This is a genomic window from Xanthomonas sp. AM6 (assembly GCF_025665335.1).
In the GTDB taxonomy this organism is placed as follows: Bacteria; Pseudomonadota; Gammaproteobacteria; order Xanthomonadales; family Xanthomonadaceae; genus Xanthomonas_A.
In genome coordinates, this window is the sequence record NZ_CP106869.1 from 2,699,706 (window position 1) to 2,723,031 (window position 23,326).

The 23,326-nt window shown below is 70.7% G+C and carries 19 protein-coding genes and 1 tRNA gene; 10 read left to right on the forward strand and 10 right to left on the reverse strand.

The features are described 5' to 3' along the window. The first annotated feature begins 4 nt into the window (after positions 1–4). The 6 genes from OCJ37_RS11310 (at position 5) to OCJ37_RS11335 (ending at position 5,809) form a co-directional block, all read left to right on the forward strand. Complete coding sequence (locus OCJ37_RS11310) at positions 5–772, forward strand: class I SAM-dependent methyltransferase (protein WP_263109506.1); 768 nt, start codon at positions 5–7, stop codon at positions 770–772. A 10-nt stretch (positions 773–782) separates the two neighbouring features. Continuing rightward, positions 783–1,838 (forward strand): quinone-dependent dihydroorotate dehydrogenase, encoded by a 1,056-nt coding sequence (locus OCJ37_RS11315; protein WP_263109507.1) that lies wholly within the window; start codon positions 783–785, stop codon positions 1,836–1,838. Then, on the forward strand, positions 1,835–2,875 hold the full coding sequence (gene murB, locus OCJ37_RS11320; RefSeq protein WP_263109508.1) for a UDP-N-acetylmuramate dehydrogenase: 1,041 nt from the start codon (positions 1,835–1,837) through the stop codon (positions 2,873–2,875). Before OCJ37_RS11315 ends, murB begins: the two co-directional genes overlap by 4 nt. A 32-nt stretch (positions 2,876–2,907) precedes the next feature. Next, entirely contained in the window at positions 2,908–3,777 is an 870-nt protein-coding gene (locus OCJ37_RS11325; protein ID WP_263113659.1) for a DMT family transporter, read from the forward strand. 112 nt (positions 3,778–3,889) lie between these two features. Next, positions 3,890–4,579: an aspartate/glutamate racemase family protein gene (locus tag OCJ37_RS11330; RefSeq protein WP_263109509.1), complete on the forward strand. Its 690-nt coding sequence runs from the start codon at positions 3,890–3,892 to the stop codon at positions 4,577–4,579. 117 nt (positions 4,580–4,696) lie between these two features. Beyond that, positions 4,697–5,809 (forward strand): TPM domain-containing protein, encoded by a 1,113-nt coding sequence (locus OCJ37_RS11335; RefSeq protein WP_263109510.1) that lies wholly within the window; start codon positions 4,697–4,699, stop codon positions 5,807–5,809. 7 nt (positions 5,810–5,816) lie between these two features. Here the strand turns inward: OCJ37_RS11335 and OCJ37_RS11340 are convergent, their stop codons facing one another. Then, positions 5,817–6,527: a phosphatase PAP2 family protein gene (locus OCJ37_RS11340; protein WP_263109511.1), complete on the reverse strand. Its 711-nt coding sequence runs from the start codon at positions 6,525–6,527 to the stop codon at positions 5,817–5,819. After that, positions 6,508–7,773, reverse strand: coding sequence for a flavodoxin-dependent (E)-4-hydroxy-3-methylbut-2-enyl-diphosphate synthase (gene ispG / locus OCJ37_RS11345; protein ID WP_263109512.1), 1,266 nt, complete (start codon positions 7,771–7,773; stop codon positions 6,508–6,510). The genes OCJ37_RS11340 and ispG overlap by 20 nt, the downstream gene beginning before the upstream one ends. Before the next feature lie 124 nt (positions 7,774–7,897). Between ispG and OCJ37_RS11350 the strand changes: the two genes are divergently transcribed. The 3 genes from OCJ37_RS11350 to OCJ37_RS11360 all read left to right on the forward strand — a co-directional run bounded on the left by OCJ37_RS11350 (position 7,898) and on the right by OCJ37_RS11360 (position 11,595). After that, entirely contained in the window at positions 7,898–9,121 is a 1,224-nt protein-coding gene (locus OCJ37_RS11350) for an ATP-binding protein (RefSeq protein ID WP_263109513.1), read from the forward strand. Next, positions 9,118–9,684 carry a response regulator transcription factor gene (locus OCJ37_RS11355; protein ID WP_263109514.1) on the forward strand — a complete coding sequence of 189 codons (567 nt, stop codon included), beginning with the start codon at positions 9,118–9,120 and terminating at the stop codon, positions 9,682–9,684. The genes OCJ37_RS11350 and OCJ37_RS11355 overlap by 4 nt, the downstream gene beginning before the upstream one ends. Positions 9,685–9,810: 126 nt before the next feature. Continuing rightward, positions 9,811–11,595 carry a putative bifunctional diguanylate cyclase/phosphodiesterase gene (locus OCJ37_RS11360; RefSeq protein ID WP_263109515.1) on the forward strand — a complete coding sequence of 595 codons (1,785 nt, stop codon included), beginning with the start codon at positions 9,811–9,813 and terminating at the stop codon, positions 11,593–11,595. Positions 11,596–11,638: 43 nt separating this feature from the next. On the opposite strand, the gene OCJ37_RS11365 is transcribed toward OCJ37_RS11360, so the two are convergent. The 8 genes from OCJ37_RS11365 to pcnB form a co-directional block, all read right to left on the reverse strand. After that, positions 11,639–13,201 (reverse strand): sodium/sugar symporter, encoded by a 1,563-nt coding sequence (locus tag OCJ37_RS11365; RefSeq protein WP_263109516.1) that lies wholly within the window; start codon positions 13,199–13,201, stop codon positions 11,639–11,641. A gap of 397 nt (positions 13,202–13,598) precedes the next feature. After that, a complete protein-coding gene (locus OCJ37_RS11370) occupies positions 13,599–16,184 on the reverse strand; it encodes a glycoside hydrolase family 3 protein (RefSeq protein WP_263109517.1) in 2,586 nt (861 codons plus the stop codon). 607 nt (positions 16,185–16,791) lie between these two features. Then, entirely contained in the window at positions 16,792–18,306 is a 1,515-nt protein-coding gene (gene pgi / locus OCJ37_RS11375; protein WP_263109518.1) for a glucose-6-phosphate isomerase, read from the reverse strand. After that, on the reverse strand, positions 18,303–18,683 hold the full coding sequence (panD, locus tag OCJ37_RS11380) for an aspartate 1-decarboxylase (protein ID WP_003470181.1): 381 nt from the start codon (positions 18,681–18,683) through the stop codon (positions 18,303–18,305). Before panD ends, pgi begins: the two co-directional genes overlap by 4 nt. An 860-nt stretch (positions 18,684–19,543) precedes the next feature. Continuing rightward, positions 19,544–20,383, reverse strand: coding sequence for a pantoate--beta-alanine ligase (gene panC / locus OCJ37_RS11385; RefSeq protein ID WP_263109525.1), 840 nt, complete (start codon positions 20,381–20,383; stop codon positions 19,544–19,546). After that, positions 20,380–21,198 carry a 3-methyl-2-oxobutanoate hydroxymethyltransferase gene (gene panB / locus OCJ37_RS11390; RefSeq protein WP_263109527.1) on the reverse strand — a complete coding sequence of 273 codons (819 nt, stop codon included), beginning with the start codon at positions 21,196–21,198 and terminating at the stop codon, positions 20,380–20,382. Before panB ends, panC begins: the two co-directional genes overlap by 4 nt. 31 nt (positions 21,199–21,229) lie before the next feature. After that, complete coding sequence (folK, locus tag OCJ37_RS11395; protein WP_263109529.1) at positions 21,230–21,742, reverse strand: 2-amino-4-hydroxy-6-hydroxymethyldihydropteridine diphosphokinase; 513 nt, start codon at positions 21,740–21,742, stop codon at positions 21,230–21,232. Then, positions 21,739–23,103, reverse strand: a complete 1,365-nt coding sequence (gene pcnB / locus OCJ37_RS11400; protein WP_263113660.1) for a polynucleotide adenylyltransferase PcnB — start codon at positions 23,101–23,103, stop codon at positions 21,739–21,741. The genes folK and pcnB overlap by 4 nt, the downstream gene beginning before the upstream one ends. A gap of 82 nt (positions 23,104–23,185) precedes the next feature. On the opposite strand from pcnB, the gene OCJ37_RS11405 reads away from it, so the two are divergent. Next, positions 23,186–23,260 (forward strand) — tRNA-Glu (locus OCJ37_RS11405). The last annotated feature ends 66 nt before the right edge of the window (positions 23,261–23,326 follow it).

Here is a 23,326-nt window from a genome sequence, read left to right on the forward strand (position 1 = left end):
GCCGATGGACGCCTCCGCCCCGCGCGAACGCTTCAGCGACCGCGTCGCCGACTACGTCCGCTACCGCCCCGACTACCCGCCGGCCTTGCTGGACTGGGTACACGGCAAGCTCGGCGTGGCGCGCGACGCGCAGGTCGCCGACATCGGCGCCGGCACCGGCATCTCCACGCGCATGTTCCTGGAGGCCGGGCATCCGGTGCTGGCGGTGGAACCGAACACGGCGATGCGCGCGGCCGCGGAGACCTTGCTGCACGAATTTCCCGGCTTCGCCGCGATCGACGGCAGCGCCGAGGCCACCACCCTGCCCGCGGCCAGCGTCGACCTGATCAGCGCCGCGCAGGCCTTCCACTGGTTCGACCTGGAGGCGGTGCGGCGCGAATGGGCGCGGGTGCTGCGCCCCGGCGGGCTGGCGCTGGTGTACTGGAATTCGCGGCTGCTGGAGGGCACGCCGTTCCTGCACGACTACGAGCGGCTGCTGCTCGACTACGGCACCGACTACAGCGCGGTGGCCGAGCGTTACCACGACGATGCGACGATGCAGCGCTGGTTCGGCGCCGGGCTGCGCGGCAGCGCCCAGTTCCCGAACGTGCAGCGGCTGGACTACGACGGCCTGCGCGGGAGGCTGCTGTCCTCCTCCTACGCGCCGCTGGCCGGACATCCGCGCCACGAGGCGATGCTGGCCGCGCTGCGTGCGCTGTTCGATCGCCACCAGGTCGATGGCCTGGTCGATGTCCACTACCGTACCCGTGCCTTCGCCGGCACGTTGAACTGAGCTGCGCCGCATGTATTCCCTCGCCCGCCCGTTCCTGTTCGCCTTCGATGCCGAGCGCGCCCACGCGCTGGGCCTGCGCGCGATCGAACTGGCCTACCGCACCGGCACCAATCCGCTGCTGGCCAGGGCGATCGCGCCGATGCCTACGCGCGCGTTCGGCCTGGAGTTCCCCAACCCGGTCGGGCTGGCCGCCGGCCTGGACAAGAACGGCGAGCACATCGATGCGCTGCTGGCGCTGGGCTTCGGTTTCGTCGAGATCGGCACCGTCACCCCGCGGCCGCAGCAGGGCAATCCGAAGCCGCGCATGTTCCGGCTGCCGCGCGAGCAGGCGGTGATCAACCGCATGGGCTTCAACAACCTCGGCGTGGACGCGCTGGTGCGCAACGTCGAACGCGCGCGCCGCCGCCACGGCCTGCTCGGCATCAACATCGGCAAGAACAAGGACACCCCGAACGAGGACGCCGCGTCGGACTACCTGCATTGCCTAGAGAAGGTCTACGCGCTGGCCGACTACGTCACCGTCAACATCTCCTCGCCCAACACCGCCGGGCTGCGCGAGCTGCAGGAGGAGCAGGCGCTGCGGCAGCTGGTGTCGCAGCTGCGCGAAGCGCAGGAAGCGCTGGCCGCGCGCCACGGCAAGCGCGTGCCGATGCTGGTCAAGGTCGCGCCGGACCTGAGCGACAGCGACATCGACGCGGCGGCGCGGGTACTGTCGGACCTGCAGGTGGACGGAGTCATCGCCACCAACACCACCATCGCCCGCCCCGGCCTGGAACAGAACCGGCTCGGCGCCGAAGCGGGCGGCCTGTCCGGCGCGCCGCTGCTGGGCCAGTCCACGCTGGTGCTGCGCCGGCTGCGCGCGCGCCTGCCCGAGGCGATCCCGCTGGTCGGGGTCGGCGGCATCCTCTCCGGCGCCGATGCGGTGGCCAAGATGGCCGCCGGCGCGGCGCTGGTGCAGTGCTACAGCGGGCTGGTGTTCCGCGGCCCGGAGCTGATCGGCGAATGCGTCGAGGCGATGCGCCGGCGCCGCGAGGCGCCCAGCCGCGGCGCGGTCGCCGCGCTATGAGCAACGCCTGGTCGCTGACCGCCAATGCGCCGCTGCAGGCGCTGAATACCTTCCACGTCGCCGCGCAGGCGCCGTGGCTGCTGCAGATCTTCGCCCCCGAGGCGCTGCCCGAGGCGCTGCTGGCGCCGGAGCTGGCCGGCGCGGCGCTGCTGCCGCTGGGCAGCGGCAGCAACGTGCTGTTCGCCGGCGACGCGCCCGGGGTGGTGCTGGCCTTCGCCAACCGCAGCATCGACACGCTCGAACACCGCGCCGACTACGCCATCGTCCGCGCCGGCGCCGGCGTGGGCTGGCACGAACTGGTGATGTGGTCGCTGGCGCAGGGCCTGTCGGGGCTGGAGAACCTGGCGCTGATCCCGGGCACGGTCGGCGCCGCGCCGATCCAGAACATCGGCGCGTACGGCGCGCAGGTCGGCGAGTTCGTGCACGTGGTCGAGGCCTACGACCGCGCCGACGCGCGCTTCGTGCGGCTGGACGCGGCGGCCTGCGAATTCGGCTACCGCGACAGCCTGTTCAAGCGCCAGCCCGACCGCTACCTGATCGCGGCGGTGGAATTCAACCTGCCGCGGCTGCATGCGCTGCGCCTGGACTACGCCGGCATCGGCGAGGAACTGGACGCGCTCGGCATCGCCACGCCCGGCGCGCCGGACGTGGCGCAGGCGGTGATCAACATCCGCCGCCGCAAGCTGCCCGACCCGGACGTGCTCGGCAACGCCGGCAGCTTCTTCAAGAACCCGCTGCTGCCGGCCGAGCAGGCGCAGGCGCTGCAGCACGCCTACCCGGCGCTGCCGGTGTTCCCCGGCGACGCCGCGGACCAACGCAAGCTCTCGGCGGCATGGCTGATCGAGGCCTGCGGCTGGAAAGGCCATCGCGACGGCGACGCCGGCGTGTCCGCCGCGCACGCGCTGGTGCTGGTCAACCACGGCCAGGCCAGCGGCGCCGAGCTGCTGGCGCTGGCACGGCGCATCTCCGCCTCGGTGCTGGAACGCTTCGGCGTGCTCCTGGAGCCGGAACCGCGCATCGTCGGCGCGCAGTGGTGAGCGACGCGCCGTCGCTGCGCGCGGCCGCGCTGATGCTGGCCAGCACGCTGGCGTTCGGGCTGATGGTGATTGCGATCCGGCTGGCGTCGGCGCACCTGTCCACGGTGGAGATCGCGTTCTTCCGCAACCTGTTCGGCCTGCTGTTCCTGCTGCCGATGCTGCTGCGCCCGGGCCAGCCGCTGCCGCGCACCGCGCAGCTGCCGCGCTACCTGCTGCGCACCGCGATCGGCCTGGTGTCGATGCTGGCCGGCTTCTGGGCGATCGGCCACCTGCCGCTGTCGCAGGCGATCGCGCTGTCCTACTCCACGCCGCTGTTCGTGACCCTGGCCGCGGCGCTGTGGCTGGGCGAGAACGTGCGCCTGCGGCGCTGGATGGCGGTGCTGTGCGGTTTCCTCGGCGTGCTGGCCATCGTCCGCCCCGGCGCGGCGACGTTCAGCGCCGCCACCCTGGTCGCGCTGCTGGCGGCGGTGATGAGCGCGCTGGTGGCGATCCAGATCAAGCAGCTGGCGCGGGTGGACTCGGCCAACACCGTGGTGTTCTACACCTATGCGTTCTGGGTGCCGATGTCGCTGCTGCCGGCGCTGTTCGCCTGGACCTGGCCGCACGGCATCGACTGGCTGTGGCTGCTCGCCACCGGCCTGTTCGGCACGCTGGGACAACTGCTGTGGACGCGCGCGCTGCGCATCGGCGAGGTCTCGGCGCTGACCCCGATCAGCTTCGTCCAGCTGCCGTTCGTGGCGATATTCGGCTGGTGGCTGTTCGACGAAGCGCCCGACCGCTGGACCGTACTCGGCTCGCTGATCATCCTTGGCGCCAACGCCTACATCGCCCACCGCGAAGCGATGCTGGCACGGCGCGCGGCCAGCGCCGCACCCACCGCCGCGGCCAAGCCGGGCGAATGAGCGCGCCTGCCCGACCATGCCGGCGCGACGCTCGCAGGCCGTGCACGAACCAGCGACATTGCGCGATCATCGCCGTCCGCACCCGGCGAGCGAGCGACGCGTGGAGGACGGTATGAAGACCATCGGCCTGATCGGCGGCATGAGCTGGGAATCCACCCTGCCCTACTACCGGCACATCAACGAAACGGTCCGCGCGCAGTTGGGCGGGCTGCATTCGGCCAGGCTGTTGCTGTACAGCGTGGACTTCCACGAGATCGAGCAGTTGCAGCAGGCCGGCGACTGGGACGCGGCCGGCGCGGCGATGGCTGCCGCGGCGCGCTCGCTGCAGGCCGGCGGCGCCGATTTCCTGGTGCTGTGCACGAATACCATGCACCGCGTCGCCGACGCGATCGCCGCCGCGGTGCCGTTGCCGCTGCTGCATATCGCCGATGCCACCGCCGACGCGCTGCAGGCCGCCGGCATGACCCGGGTCGGGCTGCTCGGCACCCGCTTCACCATGGAGCAGGACTTCTACCGCGCGCGGCTGCAGCGGCGCGACCTGCAGGTGCTGGTACCGGACCTGCCAGGGCGCGAGGACGTCCACCGCATCATCTACGACGAACTGTGCCAGGGCGTGATCCGCGACGCCTCGCGGGCGCGCTACCGCCAAGTGATCGCGGCGCTGCAGGCGCAGGGCGCCGAGGCGGTGATCCTGGGCTGCACCGAGATCTCGCTGCTGATCGGCGCAGGCGACGCCACGCTGCCGCTGTTCGATACCACCGCGCTGCATGCGCGCGCGGCGGCGCTGCACAGCCTGGCCTAGCGCGCGGCAGCGCAGAAGCGTTGCCCGGCCCGGCATGGAGCGGCAAGCGCCTGCCTGCATGCGGCGACACGTCCGGCAAACTCCATAATGGGCGCACGTCCGATTGCAAAGACCACCATGCGCGCCCTCCGCCTGCTCGCCCTCGCCGCACTCGCCCTGCTGCTGTGCCCGGCATTGCCCGTCCGCGCCGTCGAGATTCCGGAGTACACGCCCAACGTGGTCGATCCCGCCGGGATCCTGAGCGCGTCGGACCGGCAGCGGGTGAACGCATCCCTGCAACAGGTGCGCGATACGCAACGGATCTGGGGCGCGGTCTACATCGTGCCCGCGCTCGACGGCGACACCATCGAGGAGCTTGCCGAGCGCGCGTTCAAGACCTGGCGATTGGGGCAGAAAGACGCCGACAACGGCCTGCTGCTGGTGCTGTCCATGCACGAGCGCCATTCGCGCTTCGAGGTCGGCTACGGGCTGGAGGGCCGCCTGCCCGACGTGGTCGCCAGGCATGCGCTGGACGATTACCTGGCGCCGAAGATGCGCCAGGGCGACACCGCCGGCGCGATCATCGATGCCTTCGGCTTCATGGCGCGCGTGGCCGCGCAAGACCCGGCCAGCCTCGAGGAACTGTCGGCACAGACCGCCACGTCCGACGAAAACGAGCATCGCCACTGGGCTCGCGGCGGCATCGCCTGGGCCGGCCTGGTGGTGCTGGTCTGGCTGCTGCCGCCGCTGCGCCGGTGGTGGATGCGGTACCTGCGCGTGCGTCTGCTGCGGAACCATCCGGACTTGGCCGGCAAGCCCGAAGACATCGCCAAATCCAAGCGCGGGTCGGGGTTCTTCGGGGTGTTCATCAAGCTGTTCCTGAGCGTCAACCCGGGCGTGTTCGTGCTGATCCTGTCGGCGCTGTTCCCGCTGGCGTTCGTGCTCTCCCTCGGCATCGAGCTGCTGGTGCTGGGATTGGCCCTGGCGCTGGCCCGCCGCCGCTATTCCTCCCCGGAGGAATACCGCGACTTCCTGCAGCAGCGGGCACGCGCGCGCAAGGCACTGATCCGCAAAGGCCATGTGGTCGAAACCGCACCCGGCGCCTACGCCTATACCTCGGCCTACTACGCCAGCCAGGCCGCGTCGTCGTCTTCCTCGTCTTCCTCGTCTTCCTCGTCCAGCAGCTCCGGCAGCGACTCGTCTTCCGGCGGCGGCAGCTCCGGCGGCGGCGGCGCCAGTTCCAGCTGGTAGCCGCCGCTCAGGCGGACACAGGGCGGCGGCGCCAGCGCGGGCGCCGTTCGCCGCGGAACATCAGCAGGTACAGCCCGACCACCCACACCAGCGCCGCGCACCAGCCGCCGAGGATGTCGGAGGGGTAATGCACGCCCAGGTAGATCCGCGATACGCCGACCAGCAGCGCGAACGTGCCCGCCAGCAGCAGCACCGGCCAGCGCCAGCGGGTGCGCCAGGCCAGCGCGACCAGCACCGCGGCCAGGGTCATCGAGCCCATCGCGTGGCCGCTGGGGAAGCTGAAGGTGTGCTCGGGCGCGATCGACTCCCACAGGCTGGGCCGGTCGCGCTGGAAGAACTGCTTGGCGCCCATGTTCAGCAGGGCCGAGCCGACGAACGAGAACGCGGCGAACATGGCCTCGCGCCAGCGGCGCAGGCCCAGCAGCGCCAGCACGATCAGCGCATCCAGCGGGATCACCCCGTACTGGTAGCCGGCCTCGGTGACCACGGTGAAGAACCGGTCCCAGCCCGGCGAGGCCAGCCCGCGCATGCCCCACAGCATCGGTTCGTCGAAATAGAAGTTCTCCAGCTCGTGGACTTCGTCGGCCAGCTCGACGAACACGCCCATCGGCAGCAGCACCCCGGCGAACAGCAGGCCGATGCGCCAGGCGTTGCGGCGCAGCCAGTGGCGTACGCCGACAGCCGGCTCGGCCGGGGTCTCACCCGGCGCGGCGGGCATATTTGGTGTCGACGTAGTCGTCGATCAGGGCCACGAACTCGTGGGCGATGTTCTCGCCGCGCAGGGTGACGGTCTTCTCGCCATCGACGAACACCGGCGCCGATGGCGCCTCGCCGGTGCCGGGCAGCGAGATGCCGATGTTGGCGTGGCGCGATTCGCCCGGCCCGTTGACCACGCAGCCCATCACCGCCAGGGTCATGCTCTCGGCGCCGGGATGGGTCACCTTCCACTCCGGCATCTTCGCGCGGACGTGGTTCTGCACCACCTTGGCCAGCTCCTGGAAGAACTCGGAGGTGGTGCGGCCGCAGCCCGGGCAGGCGGTGACCAGCGGGGTGAAGGCGCGCTGGCCGGTGGTCTGCAGCAGCTCCTGGGCGACGATCACCTCCTGCGTGCGCGACTGGCCCGGTTCGGGGGTCAGCGAGATGCGGATGGTGTCGCCGATGCCTTCCTGCATCAGCACCGCCAGCGCCGCGCTGGAGGCGACGATGCCCTTGCTGCCGATGCCGGCCTCGGTCAGGCCCAGGTGCAGCGCGAAATCCGAGCGCTGCGCCAGGTCGCGGTACACCGCGATGAGTTCCTGCACGCCGCTGACCTTGCAGCTGAGCACGATGCGGTCGCGGCCCAGGCCCAGTTCCACCGCGCGCTCGGCCGAATCCAGCGCCGAGCGGATCAGCGCCTCGCGCAGCACCCGGCCGGCGTCCCACGGCGTGTCGCGGCGCGAATTCTCGTCCATCAGCTGCGCCGCCAGCGCCTGGTCCAGCGAGCCCCAGTTGGCGCCGATGCGCACCGGCTTGTCGTACTTCAGCGCGAACTCGATCAGCTGCGCGAACTGGGTGTCCTTCTTCTTGCCGAAGCCGACGTTGCCGGGGTTGATCCGGTACTTGGCCAGCATCTCGGCGCAGGCCGGTTCGGCGGCCAGCAGCTGGTGCCCGTTGTAGTGGAAGTCGCCGATCAGCGGCACCTCGATGCCCATCATCCGCAGCTTGTCGACGATGCGCGGGATCGCCGCGGCCGACTCGGCATTGTTGACGGTCAGCCGCACCAGTTCCGAGCCGGCGCGCCACAACTCGGCCACCTGCTTGACCGAGGAGGCCACGTCGGCGGTGTCGGTGTTGGTCATCGACTGCACCACGATCGGCTTGCCGCCGCCCACGACGACGCCTCCGACGCGGACCGGCTGGGTGGAACGGCGCGCCCAGGGCGCGGCGTCGGAAGGGGGGGTGGGTCGGCTGACGGCGTCGTACATGCGTCCATTTTAGCGTGAGCGGCGCCCCGGCCCCACTCCCCTGCGCCCTCGGTTCAGCCATGCGGCCGGCGCTGCGACGGTTTGTCGCAGACAGCCGCCGGCGCCAGCGCATACGATGCGCGCCATGACTTCCACCGATGCCTCGTTCCTGCGCACCCTGTGCAGCCTGCGCTGGCTGGCCACCGCCGGCCAGGCGGCCACGATCCTGGTGGCGACCTGGGCGATGCGGCTGCCGCTGCCGCAGGCGCCGCTGTGGTCCGGCGTGGCCGCCCTGGCGCTGTTCAACCTGTACGCGCAGCTGCGCCTGCGCCATGCCGACACCGCCTCGCCGGCCACCGCCTTCGGCCACATCCTGGTCGACGTGACCGTGCTGACCTGGATGGTCGGCTGGAGCGGCGGCATCGGCAACGCCTTCGGCTCGCTGTTCCTGGTGCTGATCGCGCTGGCGGTGCTGGCCCTGCCGCTGCGCTGGGCGCTGGCGGTGGCGGTGGCCTGCGTGGCCGGCTACGCGGTCAGCGCGCTGTTCGGCCTGCCGCTGCCGCGCGGCCCGCACCAGGCGCTGGACCTGCAGCGCTGGGGCATGGCCGCCAACTTCCTGCTGTCCACCATCGTGGTGCTGGTGTTCTCCACCCGCCTGGCGCTGGCGCTGCGCGAACGCGAGCGCGAGCTGGCGCTGCTGCGCGAGCGCTTCACCCGCAACGAGGGCATCGTCGCCCTGGCCACCCACGCCGCCTCGGTCGCACACGAACTGAACACGCCGCTGGCGACGATGACCCTGCTCACCGACGACATCGTCGAACAGATCGAGCAGCCGGAACTGCGCGAGGACCTGGAAACCCTGCGCGAGCTGCTGGTGCAGTGCCGCGAGCGGGTGCTGGCGCTGGCCGCGCCGGCGCAGCGCGCCGGCGGCGGCACGGTGTCGCTGGCGCACGTGCTGCACCAGTGGCAGCTGGTGCGCCCGACCGTGCAGCTGCGCCGCAACGACGACGCGCCGCTGCAGCTGCGCCTGGAAAGCGCGATCGGGCACCTGCTGCAGGTGCTGCTCAACAACGCCGCCGATGCCGGCGAACGCGCCGGCCACCCGCAGGTGGACCTGAGCGTGCGGGTCACCGGCAGCGAACTGGTCGGTGAGGTGCGCGACTACGGCGGCGGCTTCGACGCCAACCAGGTCGCGCTGCCGGCCACCCTGTTCCGCAGCGGCAAGCCCGACAGCATGGGCGTGGGCCTGGCGCTGTCGCATGCGACCATCGAACGCCTGGGCGGCGAACTGTGGACCCAGCCCGCGCCCGGCCACGGCGCGCGGGTCGGTTTCCGCCTGCCGCTGCTCGCCCTGGAGACGCCCGCATGAGCATCGACGCCCCGCTGGGCCTGCTGGTCGACGACGACCCGCTGTACCTGCGCACCCTGCAACGCACCCTCGCCCGCCGCGGGCTGGAGACGCTGACCGCCGACAGCGGCGCGGCGGCACTGGCGCTGGCCGCGGCGACGCCGCCGGACTACGCGCTGATCGACCTCAAGCTCGGCGACGAATCCGGTCTGGCGCTGATCCAGCCGCTGCGCGCGATCCGCGCCGACATGCGCATCCTGCTGGTCACCGGCTACGCCAGCATCGCCACCGCGGTGGAGGCGATCAAGCTCGGCGCCGACGACTACCTGCCCAAGCCGGCCACGGTGCCGATGATCCTGCGCGCGCTGAGCCTGGAGGCGGACAGCGCCGAGGACGAGGACGGCGTCGAGCTGCCCGACGCGATGACCCCGCTCAGCCGCCTGCAGTGGGAGCACATCCAGCAGGCCATGCACGAGACCGGCGGCAACGTCTCGGCGGCGGCGCGCCTGCTCGGCATGCACCGCCGCTCGCTGCAGCGCAAGCTGGCCAAGCGCCCCAGCCCGCAGCGCGACCCGCCGCGCTGAGCGGGGGCACCACGCCGCCGCGCCGCGCTCACGCCACCCTCACCTTCCCGACTGATCGCTGTTCGGTCCCGGCGCGCCGGCCCTACCAGCGGTTCAAGTGGCGCCGCGGCGCGCCGCTAACCTGGCATGGATTCCTCTCCTCCGCCGCTACCCGACGAGTCGAAGAGGCTGGCCACCCTGCGCCAGCTATGCCTGCTCGATACCCCGGCCGATCACGTCTTCGACCTGATCACGCAGCTGGCCGCACGCACCCTGCACGCGCCGATCGCGCTGGTGTCGCTGATCGACGAGCAACGCCAATGGTTCAAGTCCAGGACCGGCCTGGACGTCTCGCAGACGCCGCGCAGCCAGGCCTTCTGCGCGCATGCGATCCACAGCCCGGAGCTGATGGTGGTGGCGGACGCGCGCGAGGATCCGCGCTTTCGCGACAACCCGCTGGTCACCGGGCCGCCGTTCATCCGCTTCTATGCCGGCGCGCCGTTGCTGCTGGCCGACGGCACCGGCCTGGGCACGCTGTGCGTGATCGACACCGAGCCGCGCGGCGCGTTCGACGCGCAAGCGCGCCGCACCCTGCAGGAGTTGCGCGACCTGCTGATGGTACGGATCGAGACCCTGCGCAACACCGGCTTCGTCGACGCGTTGACCGGCCTGCCCAACCGCAGCCGCTTCAACGAGGACCTGACCATGTGGCTGTCGGTGCAAAGCGCGGACCAGCACGACACCGGCGTGGCGATCGACGTCTGCGGCGCCGAATACTTCCGCGACATGGTCAAGGCGCTGGGCTGGGAATACGCCGAGGGCTACCTGCTGGCCGCGCGCGACCGCCTGCTGGCGGCGCTGGGCGGACGGCCGCTCTACCGCATCGACACCACCAGTTTCGCCTTCGTCGTGGAGGGCAACGACCCCGCGCGGCTGGCGCAGCGCTGCACCCACGTGTGCGGCGCCTTCGCCGAGGCGATCGAGCACCAGGGCATTCCGCACGCCGCGACCCCGTCGATCGGCGCGGTGCGCCTGGACGGTGCGCTGAGCGCCAACCACACCTTGCGCTCGCTGACCACCGCGGTGGACATGGCGCGCCAGCGCGGCCTGCCGTGGAGCCTGTACGAACGCGGCCACGACGCCAGCCAGCGCAACGCCTTCCGCATCCTGGCCGCGCTTCCCGAGGCGCTGGACGCGCGCGAGCAGCTGAGCCTGCATTACCAGCCGCGGGTCAGCCTGCGCAGCGGCGACTGCGTCGGCGTGGAAGCGCTGCTGCGCTGGCGGCATCCGCTGCTGGGCATGGTCGCGCCGAACGAATTCATCCCGCTGGCGGAGAAGACCGCGCTGATGTGCCGGATCACCGCCTGGGTGCTGCAGGCCGGCATCGCCCAGGCCGCACTGTGGCAGCGGCAGGGACATCGCTTCAGCGTCGCGCTGAACGTCTCGGCGGTGGACCTGGAACAGGACGACTTCATCGCCACGCTGCGCGCGCAACTGGCGCGCCATGCGTTGGAACCGGGCCGCATCGAGATCGAATTCACCGAGAGCGCGATGATCCGGCATCCGCAACGCGTGGCCGAACAGCTGCAGGAGATCAGCGCGCTGGGGGTGAAGATCGCCATCGACGACTTCGGCAGCGGCTACAGCAACCTCGGCTATCTCAAGCGCGTGCCGGCCAACGCGCTGAAGATCGACCAGTCGTTCATCCGCTCGCTGCCGGGCAGCCCCAAGGACTGCATGATCGTGCCGTCGATGATCCGGCTCGGCCACGACTTCGGCCAGCAGGTGGTGGCCGAAGGCATCGAGACCGAGGAGATCCACGACATGCTGCGCGAATGGGGCTGCGACGAGGGCCAGGGCTACTGGATCGCGCGGCCGATGCCGGCGGCGGCGCTGGAAACCTGGCTGGCCACGCCCTGGCGCCGCGGCTGACGCGCGCGCCAGCGGCAACGGCCGCGACCGCCGCGACCGCGCCCTACCAGAACACCGTGTACAGCGCGATCAGGATCGCGACCACGCCGACCGCGCCGATCTTGAAGCCGAGCGTGGTGGCATAGCCGACGTCGTCGGTGCGGATCAGGTCGTGCGCCTGCCGGGCCGGTGTCGCCAGCGACACCACCACCGCCAGCACCAGCGCCGCCACGAACACCACGCCGATGCGGTCCATGAACGGCAGTTCCGGCCAGGCGAACTTGAGCGCGAACGACAGCACCACCGACCCGATCGCCGCGGTCAGCGCGCCGGCCTCGTTGGCGCGCTTCCAGAACAGGCCGAGCATGAAGATCACCACCACGCCCGGGGTGAAGAAGCCGGTGAATTCCTGGATGAACTGGAAACCCTGGTCGAAGTTGCCCAGCAGCGGCCGCGCGGTGAGGATGCCGACCAGCACCGACGCCACCGCGGCGACGCGGCCCACCCGCACCAGTTGCTTCTGCCCGGTCTGCGGGCGGAACTTGGCGTAGAAGTCCAGGGTGAAGATCGTCGCCACCGAATTGATCTTCGACGCCAGCGAGGCCACGATCGCGGCCACCAGCGCGGCGAACACCAGGCCGAGCACGCCAGTGGGCAGCAGCTGCATCATGGTCGGATAGGCCTGGTCGGGCTTGGCCAGGTCCGGCGCCAGCACCACCGCGGCGATGCCCGGCACCACGATCACCACCGGCATCAGCAGCTTCAGGAACGCGGCGAACACCATGCCCTTCTGCGCCTCGCCCAGGTCCTTGGCGGCCAGCGCGCGCTGGATGATGTACTGGTTGAAGCCCCAGTAGCTGATGTTCATGACCCACAGCCCGCCCAGCAGCACGCTCAGGCCCGGCAGGTCCTTGTAGAACGGGTTGTCCTTGGACAGGATCATGTGGAAGTGCTCCGGATGCGCATTCCACAGCTGCTTGAAGCCGGCCAGCATGCCGGCGCCGTCGCCGATGCGCGACAGCGTCAGCCCAGCCACCAGCAGCCCGCCCAGCACCAGCAGGGTGACCTGCACGATGTCGGTCAGCGCCACCGCCTTGAGCCCGCCGTACAGCTGGTAGACCAGGGCGAACACGCCGATCAGGGCCAGCGCCAGGGTCTGGTCCATGCCGGTGACCTGGCTGACCGCGATCGAGCCCAGCCACAGGATCGAGGTCAGGTTGACGAACACGTACAGCAGCAGCCAGAACACCGCCATCAGCGTGCGGATCCACTTGCCGTAGCGCTGCTCCAGGAACTGCGGCATGGTGTAGATGCCGTTGCGCAGGAAGATCGGCAGGAAGAACTTGCCGACGATCAGCAGGGTCAGCGCCGCCATCCATTCGTAGGACGCGATCGCCAGGCCGATCGCATAGCCGGAACCGGCCATGCCGATGATCTGCTCGGCGGAGATGTTCGCGGCGATCAGCGACGCGCCGATCGCCCACCACGGCAGGGTCTTGCCGGCCAGGAAGTAGTCCTCGGCGCTCTTGCTGTGCCCGGCCTTCTCCCGCGAGACCCACTGCGCCAGCACGAAGATGCCGGCCAGGTAGACCAATACGATCGCCACATCCAACGTCGCCAGACCCACTGCACTTCTCCCACGGGCCGCAGCCCTTTCGCCTGTGTATCGATGAACCCGTCCCGGCGGGACAGAGCGCCTGCTTGAACCTGCTGCGCACTGACCGTCGGCGATCGGGCGCTGGAGACACACCTGCTTCGGAGGCAGGTTGTTGCGGGTGGAGCTTCAGCCCGGATGGCGTTGCCGGCCTGCTGGCAAGGCTGAAACTCCTCCCACTCGGAATTGCTGACGGTGCTTGCCGATCGGATGCCCGATGTCCGAACACGGCCGCGGCGGCCGCGCCGCAGGCGAATCGTGCGGCACACCGCCTGCAGCGCTGGCGTTGCTTCCTTGCGAGCCTGCATCCGTTTCGGCAGGCGACGGCGCCGTTGATGGGCACGGCGCCGTCTCGTGCTCGGCGCGCGGCTCAGCGCACCGGGCAGTCCACCACGCTCTGCGCGTCGTTGCTGGCGCCCAGCGCGATCCGCGACAGCGCCAGGTCTAGCGTGCCGTCGCTCTCGATCACCGGCAGCCGCTCCAGCTTGGCCACGTCCGCGCCGGCCACGCTGAAGCACTTCAACGGCACGCCCAGCGTGCGCCACTCGCCCTTGGGCAGCGCCGCCAGCGCCTTGCCCAGGTCGACCTGCGCCGCACAGCCGGTGCCGCAGCCCACGCCGATGCGGGTGCTGCCGCTCGGCGCCGCAGCCACCTTCAGGGTCAGGATCAGCTGCACGTCGCCGTTGCTCTCGCGCGACACGTCCACCGGCCGGGGCAGCACCAGCGCCATCCCCGCCTTGCCCTTGCCCGACCATTCGAAGCGGCGCGCATCCTCCTGCGCCTTGTGGTCGATCGCGGTGACCTTGAGCGAGCCGTCGGCCAGCGCCGCCGGCGTGGTCGCCGCCGGCAGATTGGCCTGGCTGGCGCCCTGCAGGATCAGGTTGATGCCCGCTGCCGGCTTGCCGCGCTCGAAGTACACCCCGCCCACCGCCTGCGCGCCGGACACGCCGGAAACCTCCGACAGCCGCGGCAGTTCGCCCTTGTCGGCATAGGTCAGGCCGTAGCCGAACGCGAACTGCGGGTTGTAGTTCTTCTGCCCGACGTTGTTGGCGTACTGGGTCGCGCTGCGCGGCCAGGAGAAGCTGAGCTTGCCGTGGAAGTCGTACTGGATGCCGCCATCGGGCTTGCGCAGCAGCACGTCGGCGATGCCGCCGCCTTCCGAGCCCGGCAGCCACGCGGCGACGAAGGCATCGGCGGCGTTGATCTCGCGGTTCACCCACAGCGGGCGCCCGCTCAGGAACACCGCCACCACCGGGATGCCCTCGGCCTTGAGCTTCTTGATCAGCTGCAGGTCGCTGTCGTCGCCGGGCTTGTACAGCAGCGTGGCGATGTCGCCCTGGAACTCGGCATACGGGTTCTCGCCGAACACCACCACCGCCACGTCGGGCTTGGCCTGGTACTTGCCGTCGATCGCCAGCTCGGCGCTGCCGCCGGCGGCCTTGACCTGCTCCTGCAGGCCTTCCCAGATCGTGTTGCCGTTCGGGTAGTCGGCGCGCTTGGTGCCGGTGCCCTGCCAGTTCAGGGTCCAGCCGCCGGACTGCTTGCCCATGTCGTTGGCGCCGTCGCCGGCGACCAGCAATTTGGTCTGCGGCTTCAGCGGCAGCAGCTGCTTCTGGTTCTTCAGCAGCACCAGCGACTCGCGCACCGCCTGCCGCGCCACCGCGCGGTGCTCGGGCGCGCCGAGCAGCTCGAACTTGCCGCCGAGCGGACGCTGCGACGGCTTGCCGGCCTCGAACAGGCCCAGCCGCAGCTTCACCCGCAGGATGCGCCGCACCGCCTCGTCCAGCCGCGCCATCGGGATCTGGCCCGACTGCACCGCCTTCAGCGCGCTTTCGTAGTAGCCCTTCCAGCTGTCCGGCGCCATCAGCATGTCCACGCCGGCATTGAACGCGGCCGGGCAGTCGTCGTTGCGGCAACCGGGTACCTGGCCATGGCCGTTCCAGTCGCCGACCACGAAGCCGCCGAAATGCATCTGCCCCTTCAGCACGTCGGTCAGCATCGGCTTGTTGCCGTGCATCTTGACGCCATTGAAGCTGTTGAACGAGGCCATCACCGTCTGCGCGCCGGCGGCGATCGCCGGCGGATAGCCGGCGCCGTGGATGTCGCGCAGCTGCTGTTCGCCGACCCGGGTGTCGCCCTGGTCCTTGCCGTCGGTGGTGCCGCCGTCGCCGAGGAAATGCTTGACCGAGGCGATCACGTGCGAACCGTCGAGGAAACCGGGCTGCCCGGGCACGCCCTGCAGGCCTTCGACCACCTTGCCGGCGAAACTGGCGACCACCTCGGGCGATTCGGAATAGCCCTCGTAGGTGCGGCCCCAGCGATCGTCCTGCGGTACCGCCACGGTCGGCGCGAAGGTCCACTCCATGCCGGTGGTGCGGGTCTCGGCCGCGGTGACCGCGCCGATCCTGCGCATCAGCTCCGGGTTGCGGGTGGCGCCCAGGCCGATGTTGTGCGGGAACAGCGTGGCGCCGACGATGTTGCTCTGCCCGTGCACCGCGTCGATGCCGAAGATGATCGGGATCGCCGGGCCCTTGCCTTTCTCCATCGACGCGTCGTAGTAGGCGTCGGCCAGCTTCAGCCATTCGGCGGGGCTGGCGTCGTACTTGCCGCCGGGATCGGAATTGCCGCCGGCCAGCACCGAGCCGATGTGGTACTTGCGCGCATCCTCCGGGGTCATGCTGGCGATGTCGCCCTGCACGATCTGCCCGACCTTCTGTTCCACCGACATCTGCGCCATCAGCTTGGAAATGCGCGCCTCCAGCGCCGCATCCTCGGCCAGCGGCCAGGCCGGCGACGGCCACAGCTGCGGATGGATCGCCGGCGGCGCGGCGGACGCGGCCGCGGCCGGAGCCGACTGGCCGGGACCGGCCGCGGCCAATGCCAGCAGGCCCAGCGCGGCGGCGGTCGCCAGCGCATTGCGAATCGGCGCGGACACGCCAGCGGACTGTTTTTGCAAGGTCTTCCCTCCCAGGAACGGCGAATGCGCGGCACACGGCGGTCCACGCGCCCTCCCGGGACGCGCGGCCGATGCCTACGCTTCATTAATCGCCCCGATGCTGTCAACAACGCCACGAGGTATGCCTGGTCCGGCGACGGATATTGGATTGCGCTATAACGATGGAATACCGGCAAGGCCGGCCGGCCGCACGATCGCAGCGTCCGCCGGCCGCCGCCACGGCCGCGCCGGCGAACGTGCTTGTTGCGGCGCAACACTGCCGTATCGAAGGAGTGCGCAAACTTTGCCTTGGCGGTGACCGCCCTGCTGGACGGCCCAAGGCGCAGGCGAACGCGGCTTCGGCGCCGATCCGATCGGACGAGTGCAGTTTCCCATCTCCGCTCGTCGCGACCGAAGTCGCTCCCACAGGCTTCCCTCGCCGTCGCGCGTTGCGTCAACCGGTAGCAACGTGCGGGAGCCGCTCTGTTGTGGAGCCGCTTCGTTGTCTTGGGCGATCGGTCCAAGCAATGCCGGGCAGGACCAGCCGTTCGCGGACAGCGACCACATGGCGCGCGTCAAAAACGAACGGGGCCCGAAGGCCCCGTTGCACGACACCCGACAGCGCGCCTCAGCCGCGCAGCCGCGCCAGCACCGCGCGCGTCACCGGGTCGGCGACCTCGGTGGTTTCGCCCTGCAGCGCCGGCAGCAGCTGGCTGGCCAGTTGCTTGCCCAGTTCCACGCCGAACTGGTCGAAGGCGTTGATGCCCCAGATCACCGACTGCACGTAGACGCTGTGCTCGTACATCGCGATCAGCGCGCCCAGCGCCTGCGGGGTCAGCGCGTCGAGCAGGATCAGCGTGCTCGGGCGGCCGCCCGGGTAGTCGCGGTGCGGGTCGTCGCTGCCCTGCCCGTTCGCCAGCGCCTCGGTCTGCGCCAGCAGGTTGGCCAGCAGCGCCTGGTGATTGACGGTGTACGGGTCGTCGTTGCGGATGCAGCCGATGAAGTCGGCCGGCACGATGCTGGTGCCCTGGTGCAGCGCCTGGAAGAAGCTGTGCTGCACGTCGGTGCCGGCGCCGCCCCACCACACCGGCACGGTATCGGCCTGCACCGGGGTGCCGTCCAGCTGCACGCGCTTGCCCAGGCTCTCCATCACCAGCTGCTGCAGGTAGGCCGGCAGCAGCGCCAGGCGCTGGTCGTAGGTCATCACCGCCTGGGTGGCGTAGCCGAGCACGTTGCGGTTCCACAGCATGGTCAGCGCGTGCAGCACCGCCACGTTGCGCTCCAGCGGCGCGTTCAGCGCATGGGCGTCGAACTGCGCGGCGCCGGCCAGCAACTGCTCGAAACCGTCGGCGCCGATCGCCAGCGCGATCGGGAAGCCCACCGCCGACCACAGCGAGTAGCGCCCGCCGACCCAGTCCCACATCGGCAGCACGCGCCCGGCGGCGATGTCGAAGGCCTTGGCGGCGCGTTCGGGATTGGCGCTGACCGCATACAGGCGCTCGCTGCCGCCAAGCCAGTCGCGCAGGATCTGGCCGTTGAGCAGGGTTTCCTGGGTGCCGAAGGTCTTGGAGATCAGCACGCCGGCGGTGCGCGCCGGATCCAGCGTGGCCAGCGTGCGCTGCATCGCCGCGCCGTCGACGTTGGAGACGAAATGCACGCGGAAGCGCGCGCCCTCGACCGGGCGCAGCGCATCGGCGACCAGGCGCGGGCCCAGGTCGGAACCGCCGATGCCGACGCTGACGATGTCGGTGACCTCGGTCTGCGCCAGCGCGTCGATCAGCGCGCGCATGCGCTGCTGCACCTCGCGTGCGCTGGCGTTCGCGTCGGCGGCCACCGGCGCGCCGCTGAGGTCGCCGCGTAGGGCGGTATGCAGCGCGGCGCGGCCCTCGGTGACGTTGACCGTCTCGCCCCGGAACAGGCGCTGGAACGCACCGGCCACGTCGTGTTCGGCGGCCAGCGCCAGCAGCGCGTCGAGCGCGGCGCGGTCGTATTTCTGCCGCGCGAAGTTGAAGTACAACGGTCCGACCTGCACCGCCAGGTCTTCGACCCGGCCGGGCTCGGCGGCCAGCAGTTCGGGAAGGCGCGCCCCGCGCAAGCGCTGGGCGTGGGAGTGCAGTGTGTCGAAACCGTTGGACTGTGTCATGCGGCCTGCTTCGGGATGCTGTGGTTGGTGTGGGTGATCTTGTTGGCGCCGTCCACGTAGACCAGGGTCGGCTGGAAGCGCGCGGCCTCCTCTTCGCTCATGCCGGCGAAGGCGGCGATGATGATCAGGTCGCCGACCTGCACGTGGCGCGCGGCGCCGCCATTGAGCGAGACGATGCCGCTGCCTTCGTCGGCGCGGATCGCGTAGGTGCTGAAGCGTGCGCCGTTGGTGACGTCCCAGATGTGCACCTGCTCGAACTCGCGGATGCCGGTGGCGTCCAGCAGCAGCCCATCGATGGCGATCGAGCCTTCGTAGTTGAGCTCCGAATGGGTGACGGTGGCGCGGTGGATCTTGGTCTTCAACAGGCTCAGTTGCATGCTTGCGATGCTGCGGTGGGGAAAGAGGCGCAGTTTAGCACCGCGGGGTTAAGCGGCAGTGGCAGCAAGGGCTTGCCGCGGCGCGTGTGGCGTTGTCCGCTGCGCGTCCCGGCATGCCGGCCGCAGGCCATGATGTGACGGCGCGATGCGGCAAGACGCGATGCGAGCGACACCGGCCGCAGCCGGCCGGGCGGCGAATCCTGCAGTTGCCGGTGGCATCGCGAAGCGGCGGGCCTGACGGCTTCGGACAGCGTCGGGGCTGAAGCCCCTCCTACCGTGCACCCAGCCAGCTCGCCGCAAGCCTCCTTTAGGAGCGGCTTCAGCCGCGACGAACGAAGCGGCAGGCTCGACGGCTCGGATACAGTCGGGCTGAAGCCCCTCCCCCAGTGCACCCAGCTGGCTCGTCGCAAGCCCCTGTAGGAGCGGCTTCAGCCGCGACGAACGAAGCGGCAGGCTCGACGGCTTCGGATACGGTCGGGGCTGAAGCCCCTCCCACAGTGCACCCAGCCAGCTCGCCGCAAGTGCCTGTAGGAGCGGCTTCAGCCGCGACGAACGAAGCGGCGGGCTCGACGGCTCCGGATACGGTCGGGGCTGAAGCCCCTCCTACAGTGCACCCAGCTGGCTTGTCGCAAGCCCCTGTAGGAGCGGCTTCAGCCGCGACGAACGAAGCGGCAGGCTCGACGGCTTCGGATACGGTCGGGGCTGAAGCCCCTCCCACAATGCACCCAGCTGGCTCGTCGCAAGCCCCTGTGGGAGCGGCTTCCGTCGCGACCCGCCAAGCCAACCGGCGATCCGCCACTCGACTGCATTCGGCGCGGTGCCGACGCCGACGCCGCGGCAGCCGCGACACGCCGCCGCGCTCAGAATTCCAGGTTGTCGATCAACCGGGTCCGTCCCAGCCGCGCGGCGATCAGCGCCACGCGCGGGCCGGCGTGGTCCTGCGGTTCGCTCAGGTCGGGCAGGCGCAGCACGGTGTAGTCGACGTCGAAACCGGCGGCCTGCAGCTGCGCCGTCGCCGCCGCCTCGATCTCGGCGCGCCGGCGCCCGGCCATGTGGCCGTCGCGCATCGCCAGCAGGGTCTGGCGGATCTGCGCCGCGCGCGGCCGCTCCTCGGCCGACAGGTACTGGTTGCGCGAACTCATCGCCAGGCCGTCGGCCTCGCGCACGATGCTGCCGCCCAGGATCTCGATCGGGAACGCCAGGTCGGCGACCATCTGCCGGATCACCGCCAGCTGCTGGTAGTCCTTCTTGCCGAACGCGGCCAGGTCCGGCTGCACCTGGTTGAACAGGCGCGCGACCACGGTGCACACGCCGTCGAAATGGCCCGGGCGGCAGGCGCCCTCCAGCACTTCGCTGACCCCGGGCGTGTGCATGCGCAGCGCCAGTTCCACGCCCAGCGGGTACATGCTCTCCACGGTCGGCAGCCACAGCACGTCGCAACCGGCGTCCTCCAGGCCGCTGGTGTCGGCCTCGGGGGTGCGCGGGTAGCGGGTGAAGTCCTCGTTCGGGCCGAACTGGGTCGGATTGACGAACACGCTGGACACCACTCGGTCGGCGTACTGCCGGGCCAGCATCACCAGCGAGAAGTGCCCGGCGTGCAGGTTGCCCATGGTCGGCACGAAGGCCACGCGCAGGCCCTGCCGCTTCCAGCCGGAAACGACGGCGCGCAGCCGGGCCAGGTCGGTGATGGTCTCGATCATTTGGCGTAGGCGTGTTCGGCGTCGGGGAAGGTGCCGGCGCGCACCGCGTCGGCGTAGGCGCGCACCGCGCCGGCGATGGAGCCGCCCTCGGCCAGGAAGTCCTTGACGAAGCGCGGCCGGCGGTGGCCGCTGTCCAGGCCCAGGAAGTCGTGCAGCACCAGCACCTGGCCGTCGCAGTCGGGACCGGCGCCGATGCCGATGGTGGGGATCTCCACCTCGGCGGTGATCCGCGCCGCCAGCGGCGACGGCACGCATTCGAGCACCAGCAGCGCGGCGCCGGCGGCGGCCACCGCCTTGGCGTCGGCCAGCAGCTTGGCCGCAGCGGCCTCCTCGCGGCCCTGGATCTTGTAGCCGCCGAAGGTCAGCACCGATTGCGGGGTCAGGCCCAGGTGCGAACAGACCGGGATGTCGCGCTCGCTGAGGAAGCGGATCACCTCCAGCTTGTGCCCGGCGCCCTCCAGCTTGACCATCTCCGCGCCGGCCTGCAGCAGCCGGGTCGAGGCGTCCAGCGCGCGCTCGGGGGTGGCGTCGGACTGGAACGGCAGGTCGGCCACCAGCAGCGCGCGCTGCAGCACCCGCGCCACCGCGGCGGTGTGGTAGGCGATGTCGTCCACGGTCACCGGCAGGGTCGAGTCGTGGCCCTGCACCACCATGCCCAGCGAATCGCCGATCAGGATCAGGTCCACCCCGTTGGCGTCGAAAACGCGCGCGAAGCCGGCGTCGTAGGCGGTCAGCATCACCAGCTTCTGCTGGCGGCGCTTGGCCTCGGCCAGGGCGGGAACGGTCCAGGGCTTGCTGTCGGCGTGACTGCTCATTAGCTCATGCGATGCGGTGATAAGCCGGGCATTATCTACCGATTGGCGCGATTCCGTCGGATTCGATGCGGTCGCGTATGTCACGCACCGTTCCATGGCCGGGGATCGTCGCCTCGGCGGCGATCTCGGCCAGCGGCAGCAGCGCGAAACCGCGCTGGTGCAGGTACGGGTGCGGCACCTGCAGCCCGGGCAGGTCGATCACCGCGTCGGCGTACAGCAGCAGGTCCAGGTCCAGGGTGCGCGGCCCCCAGCGCTCGCCGGGGTCGCGGCGGCGGCCGTGGCGGGCTTCCAGCGCCAGCAGCGCCTGCAGCAGCGCGGGCGCCGGCATGCGGGTGCTCAGCACCGCGGCGGCGTTGATGAAGTCCGGCTGCGCCTGGTGGCCCCAGGCCGGGCTGCGGTACAGCTGCGAGGCGCGCAGCAGGCGGGTGTGCGGCAGCGTGTCCAGTTCGGCGATGGCCGCGCGCAGGGTCGCCACCGCATCGCCGAGGTTGCCGCCCAGGCCGATGCAGGCCTGCACCGGCGCGGCGGAGAGCGGCTCGCTCACTCGGCCGGGGCGGCGGCATCCGGACGCCGGCGCCGGCGCCGGCGGCGCTTGGGGGTTTCTTCGCTGTCGGCCGGGGCCATCGCCACCTCGTCGCCGACGTAGTCGATCTCCGGGTCGAAGCCGCGCGGCGGCGGCGCATAGCCCGGCTGCTGCTGCAGTTCGCGCCAGTAGGCGATGTCGGCCTCGTGCTCGGCCGAGGCCGACTGGCGCAGGATCAGGAAATCGAACGCGGCACGGAAGCGCGGATGCGACAGCGTGCGCACCACCCGCTTCTTCTGGCGCGAGGTGAAGCGCGACTGCAGCAGCCAGATCTCCTGCATCGGCAGCGAGAAGCGCCGCGGCAGCGCCACCGTGCTCAGCTGGTGCAGGGTGACCCGGTCGGCGGCGCGGCGCTGCGCTTCTTCCAGCTGCATGCCCTGCTTCTGCAGCGCCATCAGCGCGCGGCAGTAGGCCGGCCACAGCAGCAGCGCGAACAGGAACGCCGGCGATACCGGCTCGTCGTTGGCCACGCGCGCATCGGTGTTGCGCAGGCCTTCGACCAGCATCCGCCGCAGCGCGCCGCTGCGGTTGGAGTTCAGCGCCGCCGCGCTTTCCGGGAACAGCGCGGCGAGCAGGCCGTAGCGCTCCAGGCCCTCGAAGCTGGCCACGCCGTTGCCGGACAGGAACAGCTTCAGCACTTCCTCGAACAACCGCGCCGGCGCCGCCTCGGCCAGCAGCCCGGCCAGGCGCGGGATCGGCTCGGCGGTGGCCGCCTCGATCTGGAAATCCAGCTTGGCCGCCAGGCGCACCGCGCGCAGCATGCGCACCGGGTCTTCGCGGTAGCGCTGCTCCGGGTCGCCGATCAGGCGCATCAGCCGCGCCTGCACGTCGGCGAAGCCGCCGGTGTAGTCGCGCACCGAGAAATCCTCGATCGCGTAGTACAGCGCGTTGCAGGTGAAATCGCGGCGCACCGCGTCGTCCTCGATGCTGCCGTAGACGTTGTCGCGGACCAGGCGGCCGTTGTCCAGTTCGCGGTCGCCGCTGCCGTCGTCGACGTTGGCGCGGAACGTGGCCACCTCGATGATCTCGCGGCCGTAGACCACGTGCGCCAGGCGGAAGCGGCGGCCGATCAGGCGGCAGTTGCGGAACAGCTGCTTGACCTGCTCGGGGGTGGCGTCGGTGGCCACGTCGAAGTCCTTGGGCTGCAGCTCGACCAGCAGGTCGCGGACCGCGCCGCCGACCAGGTAGGCGCCGAAGCCGGCTTCGCGCAGCCGGTACAGCACGCGCAGCGCATTGGGACTGATGTCCTTGCGCGAGACGTTGTGCTGATCGCGCGGGATCAGCTGCAGAGTGAACGGCGATGGAACTGGCGGATTGATGATGGCGCTTCCGTATCGAGTTGCGGGATTGCCGGCGGGCGGCTAGCCCCATATACTAGCGCCCTGCAATCGACGCGACCAACCTGCTCCCTTCGTCTAATGGTTAGGACGTGGCCCTCTCAAGGCTAAAACAGGGGTTCGAGCCCCCTAGGGAGCACCATCGCCGCTTCGCCTGCAGTGAAAACCACAAAAGCCCCGCAGCTGCGGGGCTTTTGCGTTGTGGGCC

What these genes read in the sequence shown, in the direction of transcription:
- OCJ37_RS11325 (WP_263113659.1), top strand. Translation starts at nt 2,908, where the DNA reads ATGCTGGCCAGCACGCTGGCGTTCGGGCTGATGGTGATTGCGATCCGG.
- OCJ37_RS11355 (WP_263109514.1), top strand. Translation starts at nt 9,118, where the DNA reads ATGAGCATCGACGCCCCGCTGGGCCTGCTGGTCGACGACGACCCGCTG.
- pgi (WP_263109518.1), bottom strand. Translation starts at nt 18,306, where the DNA reads ATGACACAGTCCAACGGTTTCGACACACTGCACTCCCACGCCCAGCGC.
- OCJ37_RS11360 (WP_263109515.1), top strand. Translation starts at nt 9,811, where the DNA reads ATGGATTCCTCTCCTCCGCCGCTACCCGACGAGTCGAAGAGGCTGGCC.
- panC (WP_263109525.1), bottom strand. Translation starts at nt 20,383, where the DNA reads ATGATCGAGACCATCACCGACCTGGCCCGGCTGCGCGCCGTCGTTTCC.
- OCJ37_RS11340 (WP_263109511.1), bottom strand. Translation starts at nt 6,527, where the DNA reads ATGCCCGCCGCGCCGGGTGAGACCCCGGCCGAGCCGGCTGTCGGCGTA.
- OCJ37_RS11310 (WP_263109506.1), top strand. Translation starts at nt 5, where the DNA reads ATGGACGCCTCCGCCCCGCGCGAACGCTTCAGCGACCGCGTCGCCGAC.
- ispG (WP_263109512.1), bottom strand. Translation starts at nt 7,773, where the DNA reads ATGTACGACGCCGTCAGCCGACCCACCCCCCCTTCCGACGCCGCGCCC.
- murB (WP_263109508.1), top strand. Translation starts at nt 1,835, where the DNA reads ATGAGCAACGCCTGGTCGCTGACCGCCAATGCGCCGCTGCAGGCGCTG.
- OCJ37_RS11335 (WP_263109510.1), top strand. Translation starts at nt 4,697, where the DNA reads ATGCGCGCCCTCCGCCTGCTCGCCCTCGCCGCACTCGCCCTGCTGCTG.
- OCJ37_RS11330 (WP_263109509.1), top strand. Translation starts at nt 3,890, where the DNA reads ATGAAGACCATCGGCCTGATCGGCGGCATGAGCTGGGAATCCACCCTG.
- panB (WP_263109527.1), bottom strand. Translation starts at nt 21,198, where the DNA reads ATGAGCAGTCACGCCGACAGCAAGCCCTGGACCGTTCCCGCCCTGGCC.
- panD (WP_003470181.1), bottom strand. Translation starts at nt 18,683, where the DNA reads ATGCAACTGAGCCTGTTGAAGACCAAGATCCACCGCGCCACCGTCACC.
- OCJ37_RS11350 (WP_263109513.1), top strand. Translation starts at nt 7,898, where the DNA reads ATGACTTCCACCGATGCCTCGTTCCTGCGCACCCTGTGCAGCCTGCGC.
- OCJ37_RS11315 (WP_263109507.1), top strand. Translation starts at nt 783, where the DNA reads ATGTATTCCCTCGCCCGCCCGTTCCTGTTCGCCTTCGATGCCGAGCGC.